Source organism: Stenotrophomonas sp. YJH_SMC_20, from assembly GCF_059367845.1.
In genome coordinates this window covers 460,304-479,099 of record NZ_JCAFRG010000003.1, presented here as the reverse complement: position 1 = coordinate 479,099, position 18,796 = coordinate 460,304, and the positions used below count along the sequence as shown (strand labels likewise).

Genomic DNA, 18,796 nt, shown 5'->3' with positions numbered 1-18,796 from the left:
CTGGTAGCGCCGGGCCATGCCCGGCGGAACCGACACCGACGCCGGGCACGGCCCGGCGCTACCGGTTAACGCGGCCCGTCCAGCAGATCGCGCACCCGGTAGCTGCCCGGGGCCCGGCCTTGCAGCTGGCGGGCGGCGAACAGCGCACCGCGGGCGAAGATGTCGCGGTTGGTGGCCCTATGCACCAGCTCGATGCGCTCGCCCAGCCCGGTGAACTGCACCAGATGCTCGCCTACGATGTCGCCAGCACGCAGGCTCGCGTAATGCGGCTCCGCTCCGCCGCGCTGCGCGGCCGCGCCCAGGGTTAGCGCGGTGCCTGACGGTGCGTCCTTCTTCTGCGTGTGGTGCGATTCGACGATATCGCAGTCCCAGCCGGCCAGCGCCTGCGCGGCGCGCTCCACCAGCTCGTCCAGCACCGCCACGCCCAGGCTGAAGTTCGACGCCCAGACCAACGGGATCTTCGCCGCTGCTGCATCCAGCGCCTGCCGCTGCGTGCCGGAGATGCCGGTGGTACCCGACACCAGCCCCGCGCCGCGTTCCACGCACAGCGCCAGCATCGGGTCGAAGCCCTCCGGCAGGCTGAAGTCAATGGCCACGTCGAACACCGGCGCACCGGACAGTTCGCTGGCACCAAAGAACGGCACGCCGTCGACCACGCGCTGCGCCGGCGCACGGCCGGTCACGGCGGCCACGATCTGCAGGGTTTCGGGATGTTCGGCGGCCAGCCGCAGCAGGGCCTGGCCCATGCGCCCGGAGGCGCCGTGAATGAGCAATCGCAGGGGAGTCTGGTTCATGCCTGCAGGCTAGCGGCAGCACGCCTGCTCCGGCAAGCGCCGTCACTGCGACGCTGGGTGACCTTCCGCGCAATGGATGCTCGTTCCTCCCTGGGTACGCCTCTCTTGACCGCACCAGGCGGAGCGCATGCGACACCGTAGATGTCGCGTTTACCACTGGACGCAGAAACGCGGCCACTCAAGGCTGTGGTCCCCTCTTCCGGCCCAGGCAACGCCCATGAAATCCGCGACCGTCTTCAGCAAGTGCGCCAGGAAGACCGGCTATGCCGGGACCACGACCACCCGCTACCGCTTGCTGGATGACGCCCTGCTTGTCGTGAATCACCAACGCGCCAGCGAAAGCCGCGGTTTCTATGTGAATGCTGGACTCTACTTTCCAGAGTTGCTCGTGCACCCCCTCACGCCCGACGATCTTGAAACGGCTTTCAGGTACCGCTCCAGCATCCCCACGCCGCATGTCGACTGGCGTATCGAAGAGACGCCAGGCCTGCGCCGGGCTTTCACCCAGCAGGATCTTCATGACCTGCTCGATGCTGGCGATCGCAACGCGATGAAGCGCCTGCTGCTCAATGCCCTTGCCGACGTGGCGGGCTTCGCAGCGACCCATGGAAATCGCGCCTCGGTACGGCGGATGCAGCAGGAGGGACGCTTTCGCGCGATCATCCGCAAAGAAGTCTGAACCCCGGAAAGCGTGCGAACCAAGGTTCGCACCCACAGGCCGAAAGTTCGCACCCGCCGCACAGCCGCCGTCGAGCATGGCTCGACGCTACTTCTTGTTGGTCGGCCCGCAACTGTCGCAACCGCCACAGCCACCGCCACCTCCGCTGGCAGGCGGCGCGATCTTCCGCCCCAGCGCCTGCGCCCAGGCCGCGCGGCCCGGCTTCAGCAGAGCCAGCGCCAAGGCACCGCGCAGCGTGCGCACCGTGCCGGGGAACTGCTTCTTCAGCACCACCCAGGCGCTGACCAGCACGGCCACCGCGATGATCAGGTACTGGATCAGCAGCCCGGTATCCATCAGCCACCTCCCAGCGCCCTGGTCACCTGGTAGGTGATCAGCGCCGCCACGTAAGCTGCGGCGAACAGGTAGAACGCGGCAAAGGCCATCTGCTTCCACGAGTTGGTCTCGCGCTTGATGGTGGCCAGCGTCGAGATGCACATCGGTGCGTAGATGTACCAGACCAGCAGCGACAGGGCCGTGGCCAGCGACCAGCCATCGCTGATCAACGGGGTCAGTGCCTGGCTGGCCGCATCGTCATCCGCCGCCGACAGCGCATACACCGTCGCCAGCGACGACACCGCCACCTCACGCGCGGCCAGGCCCGGGATCAGCGCGATGCAGATCTGCCAGTTGAAGCCCAGCGGTGCGAAGAACACCGCCATCGCATGGCCGATCTGGCCGGCGTAGCTATAGTCGATGGCCGGCATCGTCGCGCCCGCCGGCGCCGCTGGGAACGACAGCAGCACCCACAGCAGGATGGTCAGCGCCAGGATGATGCCGCCGACGCGCTTGAGGAAGATCATGCCGCGCTCGTACAGCCCCACCGCCAGGTCGCGCGCATGCGGCAGCCGGTACGACGGAAGCTCCAGCATCAGCGGATGCTCGCTCTTGTCGCGGCGCCACTTCTTCATGATCCACGACATCGCCAGCGCACTGAGGATGCCGGCGACGTACAGGCCGAACAGCACCAGGCCCTGCTGGTTGAACACGCCCCACACGGTCTTCTGCGGAATGAACGCACCGATCAGCAGCGCGTACACCGGCAGGCGCGCCGAACAGGTCATCAGCGGTGCGACCAGGATGGTGGCCAGGCGGTCACGCGGGTCCTGGATGCTGCGCGTGGACATGATGCCCGGCACCGCGCAGGCGAAGCTGGACAGCAGCGGGATGAACGAGCGGCCAGACAGGCCGGCAGCGGCCATCATGCGGTCGAGCAGGAACGCCGCGCGCGGCAGGTAGCCGGATTCCTCCAGCACCAGGATGAAGAAGAACAGGATCAGGATCTGCGGCAGGAACACGACCACGCCACCGACACCGGCGATGATGCCCTCGGTCAGCAGGCTGGCCAGCGGACCCTCCGGCAACACGCTGCCAACGAGAGTACCGAGCCAGGCGAAGCCAGCCTCGATGCCATCCATCAACGGCGTCGCCCAGGCATACACCGCCTGGAAGATCAGGAACATCACCACCGCAAGGCTGATCAGCCCGAACACCGGGTGCAGCAGCCAGCGGTCCAGCGCGTCGTCGATCTTCGCGGTTCGCGCCGGCATGCGCACGGCGACCGAAAGGATCTCGCGCACCTTGGCGTGGTAGTCGATGCCACCTTCCGGGCCCGGCACCGGCGCATCCAGGTGCGGCACCATCGCATCGAGGCGCTCGACCAAGGCCTTGGCGCCCTGCTTGCGCACCGCCACGGTCTCCACCACCGGCACGCCCAGCTCGCGTTCCAGCGCGGCCACATCCACCTGGATGCCGCGGCGTTGTGCGGCGTCGACCATGTTCAGCGCGACCACCATCGGCTTGCCCAGCTCGCGCAGCTCCAGCGCGAAGCGCAGGTGCAGGCGCAGGTTGGTGGCGTCGATCACGCACAGCAGCACGTCCGGCGCGGCTTCGCCCGGGTAGAAGCCCCGGCACAGGTCGCGGGTGATCGCCTCGTCCAGGCTGGCCGGATGCAGGCTGTAGGCGCCCGGCAGATCAAGCACCGCGAATTCACGGCCGGACGGCGCACGCAGGCGGCCCTCCTTGCGCTCTACGGTGACGCCGGTGTAGTTGGCGACCTTCTGCCGACTGCCGGTCAGCTGGTTGAACAGCGCGGTCTTGCCGCTGTTGGGGTTGCCGACCAGCGCAATGCGCAGCGGGGCGGTGGCAGCGGAAGCGCTCATGCGCGTCGCTCCTGGCGGTTGGCGTCTACCACGACGCGCTTGGCCTCACTGATCCGCAGCGCGAACCGGGTGAACCCGACCTGCACCAGCAACGGCTCGCCCCCCACCGGACCTTTGGCCACCAGGCGCACTTCCTCGCCATTGACGAAACCCAGCTCGCGCAGGCGACGGGCGATGGCATCGTTGGCGTGCAGGTCCTGCACGGACTCGACCACGGCCGAGGTGTGCAGCGGAAGTTCGGACAGCGTCATCTAGCGTGTTCTCTGCTGGATGTAAATGGTTCTCGATTCTAACATTCCCGCGTCGCGTCATGGCCCATGACCAATGGCCCGCTATGATCCATACAGGTATGGAGTGACCCTGGAATCCCATGAACGATGCTTTGCAGATCGAGCGCCGCGGCGCCGTCATCACCCTCTGGCTGAACCGGCCGGAACTGCACAATGCCTTCGACGCCAGCCTGATCGCCCGGCTGACCGCCGCGCTGGAGGCCGCCGGACGGGACGATTCGATCCGGGCCGTGGTGGTGGCCGGCCATGGCGCCTCCTTCTCGGCCGGCGCCGACATGCAGTGGATGCGCGGCATGGCTGCGGCCAGCGAAGCCGCTAACCGCGAGGACTCGCTGGCCTTGGCCCGGCTGATGCGCACCCTGGACGAGCTGCCCAAGCCGACCCTGGCACGGGTCCACGGCGCGGCCTTCGGCGGCGGTGTCGGCCTGGTCGCCTGCTGCGACATCGCCATCGCCAGCACCGCGGCCCGCTTCGGCCTGACCGAAAGCCGCCTGGGCCTGCTGCCGGCGGTGATCTCCCCCTATGTGATCGAGGCGATCGGCCCACGCCAGGCCCGTCGATGGTTCGCCACCGGCGAGCACTTCGATGCCGAGACCGCACTGCGGATCGGCCTGGTCCACCAGCTGGTCGAACCCGAGCGCCTGGACGAGGCGCTGGAACGCCAGCTGGCCCTGCTCGACAAGGCAGGCCCGATCGCCTCGTCCACCGCCAAGCAGCTGGTGCGGCAGGTCCGGGACAGCCATGACCGCGACACCCTGGATCGCGATAATGCCGCCCTGATCGCGCGCCTGCGGGTGTCCGCCGAGGGCCAGGAGGGCCTGGGCGCCTTCCTCGACAAGCGCGCCCCCCATTGGGTCACGGAAGCCTGAACATGCTCGATCATCTTGGTTTGACCAGCGCCGACCTGGCGCGCAGCAAGGCCTTCTTCCTGCAGGCACTGGCGCCACTGCAGATCGGCGTGGTGATGGAAGTGAGCGCCGAACTGACCGGCGACCACGACCACGTTGGCTTCGGCAGCGACGGCAAGCCGTTCTTCTGGCTCGGCAATGGCGGCACCGCCAGCCACGGCGTGCACGTGGCCTTCGCCTGCGCCAGCCGCGCGCAGGTGGACGCCTTCCACGCCGCCGCCCTTACCGCCGGTGGCCGCGACAACGGCGCGCCGGGCCTGCGCCCGTGGTACCACCCGGATTACTACGCCGCCTTCGTGCTCGACCCGGACGGCAACAACATCGAAGCGGTCTGCCATCGCCCCGTCGGCGAGGTGGCTGCATGAGCGACTACGTCCGCATCGTCGAGGTCGGCCCGCGTGACGGCCTGCAGAACGAAAAGCAGTCGGTGTCCACCGCCGACAAGATCGAACTGATCAACCGCCTGTCGGCCACCGGCCTGCGCAGCATCGAGGCGACCAGTTTCGTCAGCCCGAAGTGGATCCCGCAACTGGCCGACGCCGCCGAGGTCTATGCCGGCATCCAGCGCCGGCCGGGCGTGCACTACCCGGTACTGGTGCCGAACGAACAGGGCTACGACCGCGCCCGTGCGGTGGGCGTGGAGGAAGTGGCGGTGTTCACCGCTGCGTCCGAGGCCTTCAACCGCACCAACACCAATGCCGGCATCGACGAGTCGCTGGCCCGGTTCGAGCCGATCCTCCGCCGCGCCGCCGCCGATGGCGTGCGCGTGCGCGGCTACGTCTCCACTGTGCTCGGCTGCCCCTACCAGGGCGAGGTTCCACTGGCCGACGTGGTACGGGTGGCGCGCGCCCTGCACCAGATGGGCTGTTACGAAATCTCGCTGGGCGACACCATCGGCGTCGGCACCCCGCGCAAGGCACGGGCGATGCTGCAGGCGGTCGCTGCCGAGATTCCGATGGAGGCATTGGCCGTGCACTTCCACGACACCTACGGCCAGGCCATCGCCAACATCGCCACCTGCCTGGAAGAAGGCGTGCGCGTGGTCGACAGCGCGGTCTCCGGCGCCGGTGGCTGCCCGTATGCGAAGGGTGCCAGCGGCAACGTCGCCAGCGAGGACGTGGTCTATCTGCTGCAGGGCCTGGGCCTGGACAGCGGCGTGGACCTGCCGGCACTGGCCGAGACCGGCCGCTGGCTGGCCGGCCTGCTCGGCCGTGCCACCGCCAGCCGCACCGGACAGGCGCTCGCAGCGGCCGGCTGAGCACCCCGCTGCGCCGCTCCTGCCGGGGCGGCGCAGTGCACAACGGCGACGGTCGCCGCTTCCGTTAGAATCGGCGGTTCTCGAACCTGCAGGACCGTTCAATGCAGCTGTCTTCCGTACGTGCCGTGATCACTGGCGGCGTCTCCGGCCTCGGCCTGGCCGTGGCCCAGCACCTCGTCGCCCAGGGCGGCAAGGTGGCCCTGTTCGACCTCAACGATGACAAGGGCGCAGCTGCCGTTGCCGGGCTGGGTGCCGACAAGGCCCGCTATTTCAATGTCAACGTCAGCGATGAGGCGGCGGTTGCAACGGCCATCGACCAGGCCCACGAATTCCTCGGCGGCCTGAACGTGGCGATGAACTGCGCCGGCATCCTCGGCGCCGGTCGCGTGCTCGGCAAGGAAGGCCCGATGCCGCTGGCCGGCTTCCAGGGCACGGTGATGGTCAACCTGGTCGGCAGCTTCAACGTCGCCAAGGCCGCGGCCAACCGCATGCAGCACAACGACGCCGGCGAAGACGGCGAGCGCGGCGTGATCATCAACACCGCCAGCATCGCTGCCTATGAAGGACAGATCGGCCAGGCCGCGTATGCGGCCAGCAAGGGCGGCGTGGTGTCGATGACGCTGCCGATGGCGCGCGAACTGTCGCGCTTCGGAATCCGCGTCAATACGATTGCTCCTGGCGTGTTCTGGACGCCGATGGTCGATGGCATGCCCGAAGCCGTGCAGCAGTCGCTGGCCGCCTCGATCCCGTTCCCGTCGCGCCTGGGCAAGCCGGAAGACTTCGCCAGTCTGGTCGGCTTCATTCTCGGCAACACCTACCTCAACGGCGAGACCATCCGCCTGGACGGCGCTACCCGCCTCGCTCCGAAGTGATTCCCCCCCGGGCGCCGGGACGGCGCCCTCCCCCAACGACCTAGATCACCATGAAAGCCAACGACATCAAGAAGGGCAACGTCGTCGAGTACAACAACGGCGTGTACCAGATCCGCGACATCGAGCGCAGCTCGCCGCAGGGTCGCGGCGGCAACGTCCGCTTCCGCTTCATCATGTACAGCGTGCCGGGCGGCAACAAGCTCGACGCCAGCTTCGATGCCGACGACAACCTGGTCGAGGTCGAACTGCTGCGCCGCCAGTCCACCTATTCGTACAAGGACGGCGATGCCTTCGTCTTCCTCGATGACGAGGACTACACCCCGTACACCCTGGATGCGGACGTGATCGGCGACGACGCCGGTTACATCACCGACGGCCTGACCGGCATCTACGTGCAGGTGATCGACGAGCAGCCGGTGGCGATCCAGCTGCCGGCCTCCGTGGTGCTGGAGGTGATCGAGACGCCGCCGGAACTGAAGGGTGGCACCGCCACCAAGCGCCCGAAGCCGGCCAAGCTCAACACCGGCATCGAAATCATGGTGCCCGAGTACATCGTCAATGGCGAACGCGTGCTGGTGAACACCGCCACCGGCGAATTCGCCGGCCGTGCCGACTAAGCGCCTCGCGCTGATCGGCTGCCTGTTCCTGCCTGCGGCGTGTTCGCCGCAGGCAGCGGACGGATCATCGGTGGCAGCGGTTACGGCTGTTTCGCACCGAAGTTGCCGCAGCCATGGTACTGGCGGGTACCGACAGTCAGCATCGCCTTGGCCTCGAACGCCTCGCCGCTCATGTCATCCTGGCAGGTGGTGCGCTGGAAGCTGAGCTTGACGTCGGTGCCGTCGGACGCCTTTCCGCTCCATCCATCAGCGCCCTGGGTGGGTTTGGCCACGTCGAAGCGGCGCTCGCCATAATCGACCTCCACCTGCAGGCCCGGCGCATCGCCGTCGACGACTGCAAGCCAGCCGGGTTCATTGCCGGTGGCACGGAATGCCGCATTGCCGGCGCTGCCATCGCCTTCGGTAGCTTCCACCGCATGGCACTCGCGATCCGGTTCGCCCTTCAGGCTCAGCAGGCCATCATCGCTGCCCTTGGTCCAGAAGCTGTTGCCGAGACCATCGCTGTACTTGGCGCCGGATGCCGCGCGCTCGGAGGTCATGGCGAAGCTACGCTCGCCGATCACCAGCGTGGCAGCATCCTCGCCATTGAATGTCGCGCCCACATTCAGATCACCACACTGGTAGGCGGTCTCGCTGCCACCTTCCGTGTTGGCGCTCGGCTGCGGCGTGGCAGGCGGGGTGTCATTGCTGCCCGCCGCGGGTGCCTGGGCCGGCTGGCACGCGACCAGCACCAACCCCAGGGAGGCTGCCAACAGACTGGGAACTACACGCATGGCTCGACTCCTTGTCGACACTACAGGAATGCTCGACCCTACCACCTCGCGGTGAGCGGGGCCTGAAAGCGGCCTGACCGCGCTCATGCGGCCAGTACCGCCATCGACAGCAGCTGCGCGCCGCTTTCGCCGGAACTGCAGGTCCACACCCGCAGCAGGCGCAGTTTCAGCTCGCGCTCCTGGCCCTGCCCGCGCACCGACAAGCGCACGTCGCTGGACAACAATGCCAGGCGTCCGCACAGCAACGTTTCCACCGCGTACGACTGCAGGCTGCGCACCTGCAGGTTTCCGGTCAGCCAGTCGCCCAGCCACGGCAGGTCGAGCATGCGGCCGCCGTGGCCATCCATCATGAACAAGGCCGGCGATACCAGCGCGGCCAGCGCATCGTGGTCGTCATCCAGCAATGCCTGCCGCAGGCGCTGTTCCAGCGCTGCCAACTGCCGCTCATGCAGATCTTCAACGATGTTCCGTTCCATCCACGGTTCCTCCCGGCATCGGCCGGCGCCTGCGCAGGCGCTGCGCGATCCACTGCCGCGCGCCCTGCACCACTACATAGAAGACCGGCACGAAGAACACGGCCAGCACGGTCGCACTGACCATGCCGCCGAACACACCGGTTCCAATCGCCTGCTGGGTTTCCTTCGACGCGCCCTGCGCCAGCATCAGCGGCACCACGCCCAGCGCGAATGCCAGCGAGGTCATCACGATCGGCCGCAGTCGCAGCCGCGCTGCCTCCAGCGCTGCTTCAACCAGGCCGCGACCCTGCTGCTGCAGCTGGCGCGCGAACTCGACGATGAGGATCGCGTTCTTCGCCGACAGCCCGATCACGGTGATCATGCCGACCTTGAAGAACACGTCGTTGGGCATGCCCCGCAACAGCACCGCAGCAACCGCACCAAGCAGGCCCAGCGGCACCACCAGCATCACCGCCAGCGGGATCGACCAGCTCTCGTACAGTGCCGCCAGCACCAGGAACACCACCAGCATCGACAACAGCAGCAACCACGGCGCCTGCGCACCGGACTCCCGCTCCTGCAGCGACTGGCTGGTCCACTGCAGGGCAAAACCGGACGGCAGCTTCTCCGCCAACCGCTCCATCTCCGCCATGGCCTGGCCGGTCGACACGCCGGAGGCCGGTGCGCCGGACAGATTCAGCGCCGGGAAGCCGAGATAGCGCTGCAGCTGCAGCGGCGCCTCGGTCCAGTGCGGCGTCACCAGTTCCGACAACGCCACCATGCCGCCTTCGCTGTTGCGAACGTACAGCTTCAGCACATCCTCCAGCTCCATCCGGTGCGGTGCATCGGCCTGCAGGATCACCTGCTGCAGCCGGCCCTTGTTGGGGAAGTCGTTGACGTACTGCGAGCCCATCGCCGCCGACAGCGTGCTGCTGATCTGCTCGAACCCCACGCCCATCGCCTCGGCCTTGGCGCGGTCGATGTCCAGCCGCACGCTGGTACCTGCTGGCAGGCCATCGGCATGCACCTCCGACAGCAGCGGGCTGGCCTCGGCCAGCTTCAGCAGCTGCTGCAGGGCCGCACGCAGTTCGGCCTGGCTCTGCCCGGTACGCGCCTGCAGGGCGAGCGAGAAGCCGGACGAACGCCCCAGGCTGTCGATCGCCGGCGGCATCACGCTCATCACCTCGCCCTCGGCAATCGTCGCCATCGCCTTCTGCGCGGCCTCCACTTCGCCGGCCGCGGTGGCCCCTGCACGCTCGCCCCAATCCTTCAGCATCGTGTAGGTCAGCGCCGCGCTCGGGCCGGAACCGGAGAAGCTGTAGCCGAGGATCGACTGGTTGGAGCCGATGCCCGGGCGTGACGCCACGTGCCGTTCGTAGGCTTCGACCACGGCCAGCGTGCGTTCGGCGGTGGCTTCGGCCGGCAGCTGGATCGAGGTCATGAAGTAGCCCTGGTCCTCTTCCGGCAGGAATGCACCCGGCAGCCAGTGCAGGCCCAGCAGCAACGCCGCCACCAGCGCGGCGAACACGCCCATGACCCGCCCGCTCCGCTGCAGCACCGACGCCACGCCACGCTGGTAACGCCCGGTCATCCGCTCGAAGCCACGATTGAAGGCACCGAACAGCCCGCCACGGCCATGATGGCCATGGGTGTTCGGGCGCAGCAGCGTCGCGCACAACGCCGGCGTCAGGCTCAGGGCCAACAGCGCCGAAAACAGGATCGACACCGCCATCGCCACGGTGAACTGGCGGTAGATGGCGCCCACCGAGCCGCTGGCCAGCGCCATCGGGATGAACACCGCGGTCAGCACCAGGGTGATGCCGATCACTGCGCCGGTCAGCTCGCGCATCGCCTTGATGGTGGCCTCACGCGGCGGCAGGCCCTCCTCGGCCATGATCCGCTCCACGCCCTCGACCACCACGATGGCGTCATCGACGATGATGCCGATGGCCAGCACCATGCCGAACATGGTCAGCACGTTGATCGAGAAGCCCAGCGCCAGCATCACCGCGAACGTACCCAACAGCGCGATGGGCGCGACCAACGCCGGGATCAACGTGTAGCGCCAGTTCTGCAAAAACAGGTACATCACTGCGAACACCAGCAGCATCGCCTCCAGCAGCGTCTGCACCACCTTCTGGATCGAGATCTTCACGAACGGCGCGGTGTCGAACGGGATGCTCGCCTCCACGCCGCGCGGCAACAGCGGCGCCAGTTCGGCCATGCGCTCACGGACCGCCGACGCCGTGCGCACCGCATTCGCGCCCGGCCGCAGCTGCACCCCGGCAGCGGTGGCCGGATGGCCGTCCTCGCGGGTGCCCCAGGCATAGCTCTGCGCGCCCAGTTCGACGCGGGCGACATCACCCAGCACCACCCGTGAACCGTCGGCCCCGGCGCGCAGTACGATCGCCGCGAACTGTTCCGGCGTGGACAACTGGCCGTCGGCGCTGAGCGGCACGGTGATGCGCTGGCCTGGAACACCCGGCGAATCACCGATGCGCCCCGGCGAGATCTCCAGGTTCTGCTGCTCGATGGCAGCGGCCACGTCACCCATGGTCAGCCCATAGCCGGTCAGCCGGGCCGGGTCCAGCCACACGCGCATCGCCTGCTCCGCACCGAACAGCTGCACGCGGCCGACGCCATCGATGCGGCGCAGCTCCTCGATGATGTTGCGCGCCATGAAGTCGCCCAGTGCGGCCTCGCTGACGCTGGCATCGGGCGAACGCAGGCCGACCAGCATCAGGAAGCCGGAATCGGCTGCTTCCACGAACAGGCCGTTCTGGCGCACGCTGCGCGGCAGGCGCGGCTCGATCGCCTTGATCCGGTTCTGCACGTCCACCTGCGCCAGCTCCGGGTTGGTACCCGGCTTGAAGGTCGCAGTGATGGAGGCTTCGCCGGAGGTGTCCACCGAAGACTCGAAATACAGCAGGTGCTTGACGCTGGACAGCTCGCGCTCGATCAGGCCGACCACCGCGTCATTCAGCGTCTGCGGGCTGGCACCCGGGTAGCTGGCGTAGATGCTGACGCTGGGCGGCGCTACCGCCGGATAGCGCTCCACCGCCAGCCGCGGGATCGCCAGCACGCCGGCCAGGATGATGAAGATCGCCAGCACCCAGGCGAACACCGGGCGATCGATGAAGAAACGTGCCATGTTGGATTTTCCTGGAGGGACCGGCCCGGAACAGGCTCAGCCCTTGCTGCCGGCCTGTACTGCACCGGCGCTGGCAACCGGCATCTGCCAGTCGCGCGCATCGACCACCACGCCTTCCTGCAGGCGCTCCTGACCCTCGACCACCACCTTCTCGCCGGCCTTCAGGCCCGTGCGCACCAGCCACTGGCGATCGACACTACCGTCCACTTCCAGCGTGCGGATCACCGCCTTGCCGTCGGCGCCGATCACCCAAGCATAGGCCTGGCCACCGGCGCTGCGCAGCACCGCCTGCTGTGGCACGGTCAATGCACTGGCGGGCGCGCCACGTGGCACCCTCGCGCGCACGTACATGCCGGGCAGCAGCTGCCGCTGCGGGTTGTCGACCAGGATGCGCAGGATCACATCACCGGTGCGCGCATCGACATTGATGCCGGAGAACAGCATCTGGCCACGTTCGGGCAGCGGCCTGCCGGCCGCACCGATGATCGTCACCGGCAGCTCGCCGCCACCGGCGCTGCGTTGCAGCGACTCGAGCTGCGCCGCTGGCTGGCGCACATCGACGTAGACCTGGTCGATCTGCTGCACCACCGCCATCGGCTCGGTATCGGCCACGCCGACCAGTGCACCTTCGGTCACCAGCGCCTGGTCGATGCGGCCGGCAATCGGTGCACTGACCGTTGCATAGCGCAGGTCGAGCTGGCGGCGGGCCAGGATCGCGCGCGCCTCGTTCACCGCGGCACGGGCCTGTTCGTACTCGGCACTGGCATCGTCGCGGTGCTGCTGGCTGACCGCCTGCGCGGCCGCCAGCGCATGCAGGCGCTGCGACTGCACGCGGCTGCGGCCCAGGGCTGCCTCACTGCGCTGCAGCGCTGCCAGTGCCGAGTCGACATCGGCACGGAACGCCGCCGGATCAATCTGGAACAGGGCCTGGCCGGCGCGCACTTCGGCGCCCTGTTCGAACAGGCGGCGCTGCACGATGCCGCCGACCTGCGCACGGATCTGTGCGGTGCGAACGGCGGCGACACGGCCGGGCAGTTCATCGTCGCGCTGCACGACCTGCGGGCCGACAGTGACCACGCTGACGCGCGGTGCCGCTTCGGGCGTGGCTTCGGGGGCGGAGCAGGCCGTCACGGCCAGGGCGAGGGCCGCGATCAACGCGACCGGAGTCCTGAAGGTTCTCATTGCTGTGCACAATGCCGCGCAGGCGGCTGATAGGTTCTGAAGCGTGAAGTGTGCGTGGCGATGATGGGGTTTCGATGGAGGAACTGTGGAGATACGATGGAGGCAAGCACCTTAAGGCCCCGCCCCTGCATGCATGCCGCCCCTGCCCTCGCCGCCCTCGTCCTGATCGTCGAGGATGAGGCCGAGATCGCCGATATTCTCACCGCCTATCTGGAACGCGAAGGACTGCGTACGCTGCGCGCCGCCGACGGCCACAGCGCGCTGGACCTGCACCGCAGCGCCCGCCCCGACCTGGTCCTGCTTGATGTGCAGCTGCCGCGCCTGGATGGCTGGAGCGTGCTGACCCAGCTGCGCCAGCGTGGTGAAACGCCGGTGATCATGCTGACCGCACTGGACCAGGACCTGGACAAGCTCACCGCGCTGCGCATGGGCGCCGACGACTACGTGGTCAAGCCGTTCAATCCGGCCGAAGTGGCAGCACGCGTGCGCGCCGTGCTGCGGCGTACGTTGCGCGCCTCGCGCATGGACGCACCGACCGCGCTGCGGGCGGGCCCGCTGCTGATCGACTCGGCTACCCATGCCGTGCATGTGGAGGGCGAAGGCTACAGCCACGAAGTGCTGCTCACGCTCACCGAGTTCAAGCTGCTGCACTGCATGGCGCTGGCGCCGACCCGCATCTTCAGCCGCAGCGAACTGATGCACGAATGCCTGCCGGAAAGCGAAGCGCTGGAACGCACCGTCGACAGCCATGTCAGCAAGCTGCGCCGCAAACTCGATGACGTGGGCATGGTCAACGTCCCGGCCAGCGTGCGCGGTGTCGGCTACCGGTTGATGGCCGACCGCTGATGGCGCGCCTGCGCCGTTCCGGGCTCAGCCGCCACATCATCATCTCGATGTCGCTGATGGTGATCGGCGTCATCGTGATGATGATCCTGTCGTCGTGGCTGCTGTACGCGGTGCTGGTCGAGTTCTTCCCCGGCAGCACCGAGGAGCCGGAAAGCTGGCTGCCGACCGGGCCGGAACTGGCATGGATGGTGGGCGTGATCCTGACCGGACTGGCGCTGGCCATCGCCGCTTCGTTCCGTCTTGCGCACCGGATCCTGTCGCCACTGAATTCACTGGTGGACAGTGTGCGTGCGCTTGCCGGCGGCGACCTCGGGGCGCGCGCGAGCGTCGAGGAGAATTCGCCGGGTGAAGTGGCGACCCTGGTCGAGGACTTCAATGCAATGGCCCGCCGCCTGCAGCACATGGAGAGCGAGCGCGCGATGTGGCACGCGGCCATCGCCCATGAGCTGCGCACGCCGGTGACGATCCTGCGCGGTCGCCTGCAAGGGCTCGCCGAGGGCGTGTTCCAGCCGGACGAGTCACAGTTCCGCAGCCTGCTGGCGCAGGTCGAGGGCCTCTCGCGCCTGATCGAGGATCTGCGCGTGCTGAGCCTGTCCGACAACGCGCGGCTGGACGTACGTCGCGCGCGCACCGATGTGGTGGCCGAAGTGCATTCGGTGATGACCCTGGTCGATCCGCAGTTCCGCGCCGCCGGCTTCGTGCTGGAGCTGGAAACCAGCCGCGAGGAACACAACGCGCACTGCGACCCGACCCGCCTCCGCCAGGCGCTGCTGGCGCTGCTGGAGAACGCACGCCGCTATGCCAGCCCGGGCAAGGTGCGGATTGCCGTGCATGACACACCGGGACATGTGCAAGTGGCAATCGAGGATGAGGGCCCGGGCATCGATCCGGAGCTGCACGCCGACATCTTCAGCCCGTTCATGCGTGCCGACGGCTCACGTTCACGCCAGGGCGGCGGCAGTGGCCTCGGCCTGGCGGTGGTCAAGGCCATCGCCGACGCGCACGGCGGCCGCGTCTACTGCACGGCAGGCAACGCCGGCGGCAGCCGTTTCGTCATCGAACTGCCGCGCCAGTAGCGGGCGTGGCTGCCTGTTCCCGCAGGCGCGCGCCAAGTGCGGCGAGGTTGGCATCGATCGCATCCATCTCGTTGCGCTGGCCCACCGGCAACTGCTGGCGCAGTTGCACGCGCAGCGCCTGCCAGGCCGGCACCGCCTCTGCGCTGGCAGTGGCAACCGCTTCGGCCAGCACCGCCTGCTCATCGGCCAGCGGCAACCCGTAGCCGCCCTGCAGCAGCGTCCCCGGGCGCAACCACTGCCCGCTCTGCGCCAGCAGGCTGCGCAGGCTGCGGGTTTCCGCGCTGTCCGCAGCAGCCAGTAGCTGCCGCTTGAGCACATCGCGTGCGCGCAGTTCGGCACGCCGCTGTGCCGCCTGTTCCAGCAGCAGCAGGCCGGCACTGGCGCGCAGGTTGCCCTTCAGCAGCCACGGTGCCCGTTGTTCTGCCGGCAGCTTCAACCAGCCGCGCACATCGCGCGCGGGCAAGGCCAGCTGGGTCGCCGCCACTGTGAACAACTGCTGGTAGTGGTCGCGCGCGGAAGCGAAGTAATAGCCCTGTGCCTGCGCTGCGTTGCGGTCCGTGAGTACCCGCTCGTCGAGCATGCCCAGCCGCGCCAGCCGCCGCTTGAGACCGCGCGGACTCAGCTGGGCCAGCCCGTCCTCGCCCAGCCGGGGCACTCCGGCCTGCAGCAGCCTGGCGGTCTCCACCGCACAGTTGTTGCTGACGAAGTAATAGCGCCCGTCATAGCTCCAGTGCACCTGCGCGGTGCGCTCGAGCAGGCTGGCGATCTCGTCGCGTTGCAGCTGCAAGGGCAACGACTGCAGGCCCCGCAGTTCCACCTTGGTGTACTCGTCCACCACCTGCTGCAGCGGCAGCACGAACAGCCGCGACGGGTAGCCGCCGGTCAAGCCGCGCCAGTTGGAAATCTGCACATCGCCGACGAACGCGCGGAACGACAGCACGCGGTGGTACTCCAGGTCCAGGCGGCAGTCCGGACCCGGTGCACGGCCCGGCCGGCAGATCACCAGCCGCAGCATGCTGTGCCCCCAGCGGCTCATCGGCTGCGCACTGCCCTCGGCGAACAGGTAGTCCACGGCGTAGACACGCGCCGGGTCGAGCTGCAGCAGCGATGCCGCCCCCTCTTCCGATTCGGCCTGCAGCAATGGCAACGCGTTCGCGCAGTGCGACTGCGGCAGCGATGGCGGAGTTCCGAAATGGGCCTGGTACCACCGCGCCAGTGCCGGGCGCCGGCAGGCGAACTCGCTGTCGAGCACGAAATGCTCGGCATTCACTGACAGGTACTCGGCCGGGTCCTTCAGTTCATACGCATCGGGGCTGCGGTCACGGAAATCGTTGTCGCCACGGCCGAGATGCCAGGGCTTGCGCTGCCATCCAGCCAGATCACGCCAGCGCACACCGCGTGACCAGTTCGCCCCCGTACGGTCGGCGACATGGGTCAGTTCGTGTACCAGCGCGCTGCGGCGTGCGCGGCGCGCGCCGGGCACGGCATCATCCAACAGCTCGCGACGCAGGGCGATGCGCCCGGCGAAAGCGCGGCCGTGCACATCGGCCGGCAGGTCATCGCGCCAGCGCACCTGGACCTGTGCCGGCAATGCGCGGAGCAGGCCATCCGGCAGCAGTGCCTGCACGTCGGCCAGGGTCTGCGTCGCCACCTGCTGCTGTGCAGGGCTCAACCCTGCCGGGTCCAGCTGCAGGCGATCAGCTGCGTGCGCGACGTGGGCGACCAGCAGTAGAGCCACGCCATGCGTGGCTGCGTTCCACCGGCCAAGCCTCTGTAGAGCCGAGCCATGCTCGGCTAGTGTTGCGATCCGCATGCGCCAGGCATTCAGCCGAGCATGGCTCGGCTCTACAGAACGCGATGTCGCCGGGGTCATGCAGTCCGGATCAACGCGCCAGCAACGCGCGGGCCAGTTCCAGGTCGCTCTGCTGCTGTGCGGCAGCACTCTGCTCACGCAGGTGGGCCAGCGCGGCCTGCAGGCGGGCGCCACGGATCTGGCCGTCGCTGGCGACGAACGCCGCAGCGTCGTCGCGCGCAGCCAGTACCACCTTGTCGTCACCCGAGCTGCTACCCGAGGAGCCGGAGGAGGCACCGGTGGCGGAACCGGCCGAGGTGCCGGCGAAGCTGGAAGCGAAGCCGGCCAGCGGCAGGGACAGCAGGGCGAGCAGCAGAAGCGGACGGGTCATCGGTTCGAAGCCGGTTGTGAGGATGCGTGGAGCGTAACGGGTGCGTGAAGGATTTGCCCGGCTCAAACGTCGAACAGCTTGCCGGGATTCAGCCGCGCTTGGGGATCGAACGCACGTTTGACCGCCTTCATCAGGGCGATCTCGGCCGGGCCGCGGGTGCTGTCCAGGTAGCCCTTCTTGACCAGGCCGATGCCGTGTTCAGCCGAGATGCTGCCATCGAACCGGGCCAGCACCTGCGCCAACAGCTTGGTCACGTGTTCACACTGCGCCACGAAATCGGCGTCGCTGGTGTCGTCGGGCTTGAGCACGTTGATGTGCAGGTTGCCGTCACCGATGTGGCCGAACCAGACCACGTCGAAGTGTGGGTAGGCCTGCCCGATCAGTGCCTGGGTCTCGGCCAGGAACGCAGGCATCGCCGAGATCCGCACCGAGACATCATTCTTGTAAGGTTTGTAGCGCGCCAGCGATTCGGTGATGCCTTCGCGCAGGCGCCACAGCTGGGCGGCCTGGGCGTCGCTGGCGCTGATCACCCCGTCGCTGACCCAGCCGTTGCCCATGCAGTCCTCGAAGGCGGCCATCGCCGCCGCTTCCTGCGCTTCGTCGTTGGCGGCGAACTCGGTGACCACGTAATACGGGTGCACCTCGTCGAACGGTGCCTGCGCACCATGCGCCAGCACGTGCTCCAGCGCCCGGTCGGTGAAGAACTCGAAGGCCTGCAGCTGCAGGCGCGCGCGGAACGCGGCGAACACCTGCATCAGCACCTCGAAGCTGGGCACGGCCAGCAGCATCACGTTGCTGGCTGGCGGCGGATCGGTGAGTTTCACTGTCGCCTCGACGATCACGCCCAGCGTGCCTTCCGAACCGATCAGCAGCTGGCGGAAGTCATAGCCGCTGGAGTTCTTGATCAGGCCCTTGTTGAGCTCCAGCAGTTCGCCGCTGGCGGTAACCACCTTCAGCCCGGCGATCCACTCGCGGGTGTTGCCGTAGCGGATCACACGGATGCCGCCAGCATTGGTGGCGATGTTGCCGCCGATCGTGCACGACCCGCGTGCAGCGAAATCCACCGGATAGATCAGGCCGTGGTCCAGCGCGGCGTTGTGCACGGCCTCCAGCGGCATGCCGGCCTGCACCACCAGGGTGCGATCGACCGCGTCGTAGGCCAGCGCCTTGTTCATCCGCTCCAGGCTGAGCACCAGCTCGCCATTGGCCGCCACCGCGCCACCCGAGAGGCCGGTACGGCCGCCGGACGGCACCACGGGCACGCCCTCACCCGCACTCCAGCGCATCACCGCCTGTACCTCCTCGACCGTGGCCGGCAGTGCGACCGCCAACGGCGCCGGCGTCCAGCGCCGGGTCCAGTCGCGCCCGTAATGCTCCAGGTCGGCCGGGTCGGTCTTCAGCTTCAGGCCGGGACAGGCCTGCTGCAGCGAGGCAATGCGGGAATCGGTCATGACGGTCCAGCGCGGGGCGTGAAGAACGGGCAAGCGTGCCAGCGGCACGCGCCAGCGTCC

General features: G+C 68.2%; 19 protein-coding genes. 8 read left to right on the top strand and 11 right to left on the bottom strand.

Annotated features, from left to right (window positions below; all coding sequences use genetic code 11):
- Positions 1–65: 65 nt before the first annotated feature.
- Positions 66–794 (bottom strand): 4-hydroxy-tetrahydrodipicolinate reductase, encoded by a 729-nt coding sequence (gene dapB, locus AC5P6A_RS08235; RefSeq protein WP_031270820.1) that lies wholly within the window; start codon positions 792–794, stop codon positions 66–68.
- Positions 795–1,011: 217 nt separating this feature from the next.
- On the opposite strand from dapB, the gene AC5P6A_RS08230 reads away from it, so the two are divergent.
- The gene (locus tag AC5P6A_RS08230) at positions 1,012–1,473 is read left to right on the top strand and encodes a DUF4304 domain-containing protein (protein WP_019661458.1); all 462 of its coding nucleotides are present in this window, start codon (positions 1,012–1,014) and stop codon (positions 1,471–1,473) included.
- Between the two features lie 87 nt (positions 1,474–1,560).
- On the opposite strand, the gene AC5P6A_RS08225 is transcribed toward AC5P6A_RS08230, so the two are convergent.
- The 3 genes from AC5P6A_RS08225 to AC5P6A_RS08215 are packed head-to-tail and all read right to left on the bottom strand — an operon-like array spanning position 1,561 to position 3,925.
- Positions 1,561–1,809: a DUF6587 family protein gene (locus tag AC5P6A_RS08225; protein ID WP_155029472.1), complete on the bottom strand. Its 249-nt coding sequence runs from the start codon at positions 1,807–1,809 to the stop codon at positions 1,561–1,563.
- Complete coding sequence (feoB, locus tag AC5P6A_RS08220) at positions 1,809–3,674, bottom strand: ferrous iron transporter B (RefSeq protein ID WP_495222287.1); 1,866 nt, start codon at positions 3,672–3,674, stop codon at positions 1,809–1,811. The genes AC5P6A_RS08225 and feoB overlap by 1 nt, the downstream gene beginning before the upstream one ends.
- Positions 3,671–3,925 (bottom strand): FeoA family protein, encoded by a 255-nt coding sequence (locus tag AC5P6A_RS08215; protein WP_021204543.1) that lies wholly within the window; start codon positions 3,923–3,925, stop codon positions 3,671–3,673. Before AC5P6A_RS08215 ends, feoB begins: the two co-directional genes overlap by 4 nt.
- Before the next feature lie 119 nt (positions 3,926–4,044).
- On the opposite strand from AC5P6A_RS08215, the gene AC5P6A_RS08210 reads away from it, so the two are divergent.
- The 5 genes from AC5P6A_RS08210 (at position 4,045) to yeiP (ending at position 7,619) form a co-directional block, all read left to right on the top strand.
- On the top strand, positions 4,045–4,833 hold the full coding sequence (locus AC5P6A_RS08210) for an enoyl-CoA hydratase-related protein (RefSeq protein WP_329846809.1): 789 nt from the start codon (positions 4,045–4,047) through the stop codon (positions 4,831–4,833).
- 2 nt (positions 4,834–4,835) lie between these two features.
- Positions 4,836–5,237, top strand: coding sequence for a VOC family protein (locus AC5P6A_RS08205; RefSeq protein WP_019661453.1), 402 nt, complete (start codon positions 4,836–4,838; stop codon positions 5,235–5,237).
- Entirely contained in the window at positions 5,234–6,130 is an 897-nt protein-coding gene (locus AC5P6A_RS08200; RefSeq protein ID WP_164145167.1) for a hydroxymethylglutaryl-CoA lyase, read from the top strand. The genes AC5P6A_RS08205 and AC5P6A_RS08200 overlap by 4 nt, the downstream gene beginning before the upstream one ends.
- A 101-nt stretch (positions 6,131–6,231) precedes the next feature.
- On the top strand, positions 6,232–7,002 hold the full coding sequence (locus AC5P6A_RS08195; RefSeq protein WP_180832906.1) for an SDR family oxidoreductase: 771 nt from the start codon (positions 6,232–6,234) through the stop codon (positions 7,000–7,002).
- 50 nt (positions 7,003–7,052) lie between these two features.
- A complete protein-coding gene (gene yeiP, locus AC5P6A_RS08190) occupies positions 7,053–7,619 on the top strand; it encodes an elongation factor P-like protein YeiP (protein ID WP_005409468.1) in 567 nt (188 codons plus the stop codon).
- Positions 7,620–7,699: 80 nt separating this feature from the next.
- On the opposite strand, the gene AC5P6A_RS08185 is transcribed toward yeiP, so the two are convergent.
- The 4 genes from AC5P6A_RS08185 to AC5P6A_RS08170 form a co-directional block, all read right to left on the bottom strand.
- Complete coding sequence (locus tag AC5P6A_RS08185) at positions 7,700–8,392, bottom strand: COG3650 family protein (RefSeq protein ID WP_346714785.1); 693 nt, start codon at positions 8,390–8,392, stop codon at positions 7,700–7,702.
- 83 nt (positions 8,393–8,475) lie between these two features.
- Entirely contained in the window at positions 8,476–8,868 is a 393-nt protein-coding gene (locus AC5P6A_RS08180; protein WP_134731736.1) for a nuclear transport factor 2 family protein, read from the bottom strand.
- Positions 8,849–11,998: a multidrug efflux RND transporter permease subunit gene (locus tag AC5P6A_RS08175; RefSeq protein WP_346714784.1), complete on the bottom strand. Its 3,150-nt coding sequence runs from the start codon at positions 11,996–11,998 to the stop codon at positions 8,849–8,851. Before AC5P6A_RS08175 ends, AC5P6A_RS08180 begins: the two co-directional genes overlap by 20 nt.
- Before the next feature lie 36 nt (positions 11,999–12,034).
- Positions 12,035–13,180, bottom strand: a complete 1,146-nt coding sequence (locus tag AC5P6A_RS08170) for an efflux RND transporter periplasmic adaptor subunit (RefSeq protein WP_058979953.1) — start codon at positions 13,178–13,180, stop codon at positions 12,035–12,037.
- 129 nt (positions 13,181–13,309) lie between these two features.
- Between AC5P6A_RS08170 and AC5P6A_RS08165 the strand changes: the two genes are divergently transcribed.
- Both AC5P6A_RS08165 and AC5P6A_RS08160 read left to right on the top strand, forming a co-directional pair.
- Positions 13,310–14,026, top strand: coding sequence for a response regulator (locus tag AC5P6A_RS08165; protein ID WP_010482545.1), 717 nt, complete (start codon positions 13,310–13,312; stop codon positions 14,024–14,026).
- The gene (locus AC5P6A_RS08160; protein ID WP_021204537.1) at positions 14,026–15,102 is read left to right on the top strand and encodes an ATP-binding protein; all 1,077 of its coding nucleotides are present in this window, start codon (positions 14,026–14,028) and stop codon (positions 15,100–15,102) included. Before AC5P6A_RS08165 ends, AC5P6A_RS08160 begins: the two co-directional genes overlap by 1 nt.
- Here AC5P6A_RS08160 and AC5P6A_RS08155 read toward each other — a convergent pair.
- The 3 genes from AC5P6A_RS08155 to AC5P6A_RS08145 all read right to left on the bottom strand — a co-directional run bounded on the left by AC5P6A_RS08155 (position 15,080) and on the right by AC5P6A_RS08145 (position 18,736).
- Complete coding sequence (locus AC5P6A_RS08155; RefSeq protein WP_429001266.1) at positions 15,080–16,915, bottom strand: DUF7844 domain-containing protein; 1,836 nt, start codon at positions 16,913–16,915, stop codon at positions 15,080–15,082. The genes AC5P6A_RS08160 and AC5P6A_RS08155 overlap by 23 nt on opposite strands.
- Before the next feature lie 70 nt (positions 16,916–16,985).
- On the bottom strand, positions 16,986–17,285 hold the full coding sequence (locus tag AC5P6A_RS08150) for a DUF2388 domain-containing protein (RefSeq protein ID WP_021204535.1): 300 nt from the start codon (positions 17,283–17,285) through the stop codon (positions 16,986–16,988).
- Positions 17,286–17,347: 62 nt separating this feature from the next.
- Entirely contained in the window at positions 17,348–18,736 is a 1,389-nt protein-coding gene (locus AC5P6A_RS08145; protein WP_019661445.1) for an FAD-binding oxidoreductase, read from the bottom strand.
- Positions 18,737–18,796 lie beyond the last annotated feature (60 nt).

What these genes read in the sequence shown, in the direction of transcription:
- AC5P6A_RS08150 (WP_021204535.1), bottom strand. Translation starts at nt 17,285, where the DNA reads ATGACCCGTCCGCTTCTGCTGCTCGCCCTGCTGTCCCTGCCGCTGGCC.
- yeiP (WP_005409468.1), top strand. Translation starts at nt 7,053, where the DNA reads ATGAAAGCCAACGACATCAAGAAGGGCAACGTCGTCGAGTACAACAAC.
- AC5P6A_RS08195 (WP_180832906.1), top strand. Translation starts at nt 6,232, where the DNA reads ATGCAGCTGTCTTCCGTACGTGCCGTGATCACTGGCGGCGTCTCCGGC.
- AC5P6A_RS08145 (WP_019661445.1), bottom strand. Translation starts at nt 18,736, where the DNA reads ATGACCGATTCCCGCATTGCCTCGCTGCAGCAGGCCTGTCCCGGCCTG.
- AC5P6A_RS08165 (WP_010482545.1), top strand. Translation starts at nt 13,310, where the DNA reads ATGCATGCCGCCCCTGCCCTCGCCGCCCTCGTCCTGATCGTCGAGGAT.
- feoB (WP_495222287.1), bottom strand. Translation starts at nt 3,674, where the DNA reads ATGAGCGCTTCCGCTGCCACCGCCCCGCTGCGCATTGCGCTGGTCGGC.
- AC5P6A_RS08200 (WP_164145167.1), top strand. Translation starts at nt 5,234, where the DNA reads ATGAGCGACTACGTCCGCATCGTCGAGGTCGGCCCGCGTGACGGCCTG.
- AC5P6A_RS08170 (WP_058979953.1), bottom strand. Translation starts at nt 13,180, where the DNA reads ATGAGAACCTTCAGGACTCCGGTCGCGTTGATCGCGGCCCTCGCCCTG.
- AC5P6A_RS08225 (WP_155029472.1), bottom strand. Translation starts at nt 1,809, where the DNA reads ATGGATACCGGGCTGCTGATCCAGTACCTGATCATCGCGGTGGCCGTG.
- AC5P6A_RS08160 (WP_021204537.1), top strand. Translation starts at nt 14,026, where the DNA reads ATGGCGCGCCTGCGCCGTTCCGGGCTCAGCCGCCACATCATCATCTCG.
- AC5P6A_RS08185 (WP_346714785.1), bottom strand. Translation starts at nt 8,392, where the DNA reads ATGCGTGTAGTTCCCAGTCTGTTGGCAGCCTCCCTGGGGTTGGTGCTG.
- AC5P6A_RS08175 (WP_346714784.1), bottom strand. Translation starts at nt 11,998, where the DNA reads ATGGCACGTTTCTTCATCGATCGCCCGGTGTTCGCCTGGGTGCTGGCG.
- AC5P6A_RS08205 (WP_019661453.1), top strand. Translation starts at nt 4,836, where the DNA reads ATGCTCGATCATCTTGGTTTGACCAGCGCCGACCTGGCGCGCAGCAAG.
- AC5P6A_RS08180 (WP_134731736.1), bottom strand. Translation starts at nt 8,868, where the DNA reads ATGGAACGGAACATCGTTGAAGATCTGCATGAGCGGCAGTTGGCAGCG.
- AC5P6A_RS08210 (WP_329846809.1), top strand. Translation starts at nt 4,045, where the DNA reads ATGAACGATGCTTTGCAGATCGAGCGCCGCGGCGCCGTCATCACCCTC.
- AC5P6A_RS08155 (WP_429001266.1), bottom strand. Translation starts at nt 16,915, where the DNA reads ATGCGGATCGCAACACTAGCCGAGCATGGCTCGGCTCTACAGAGGCTT.
- dapB (WP_031270820.1), bottom strand. Translation starts at nt 794, where the DNA reads ATGAACCAGACTCCCCTGCGATTGCTCATTCACGGCGCCTCCGGGCGC.
- AC5P6A_RS08215 (WP_021204543.1), bottom strand. Translation starts at nt 3,925, where the DNA reads ATGACGCTGTCCGAACTTCCGCTGCACACCTCGGCCGTGGTCGAGTCC.
- AC5P6A_RS08230 (WP_019661458.1), top strand. Translation starts at nt 1,012, where the DNA reads ATGAAATCCGCGACCGTCTTCAGCAAGTGCGCCAGGAAGACCGGCTAT.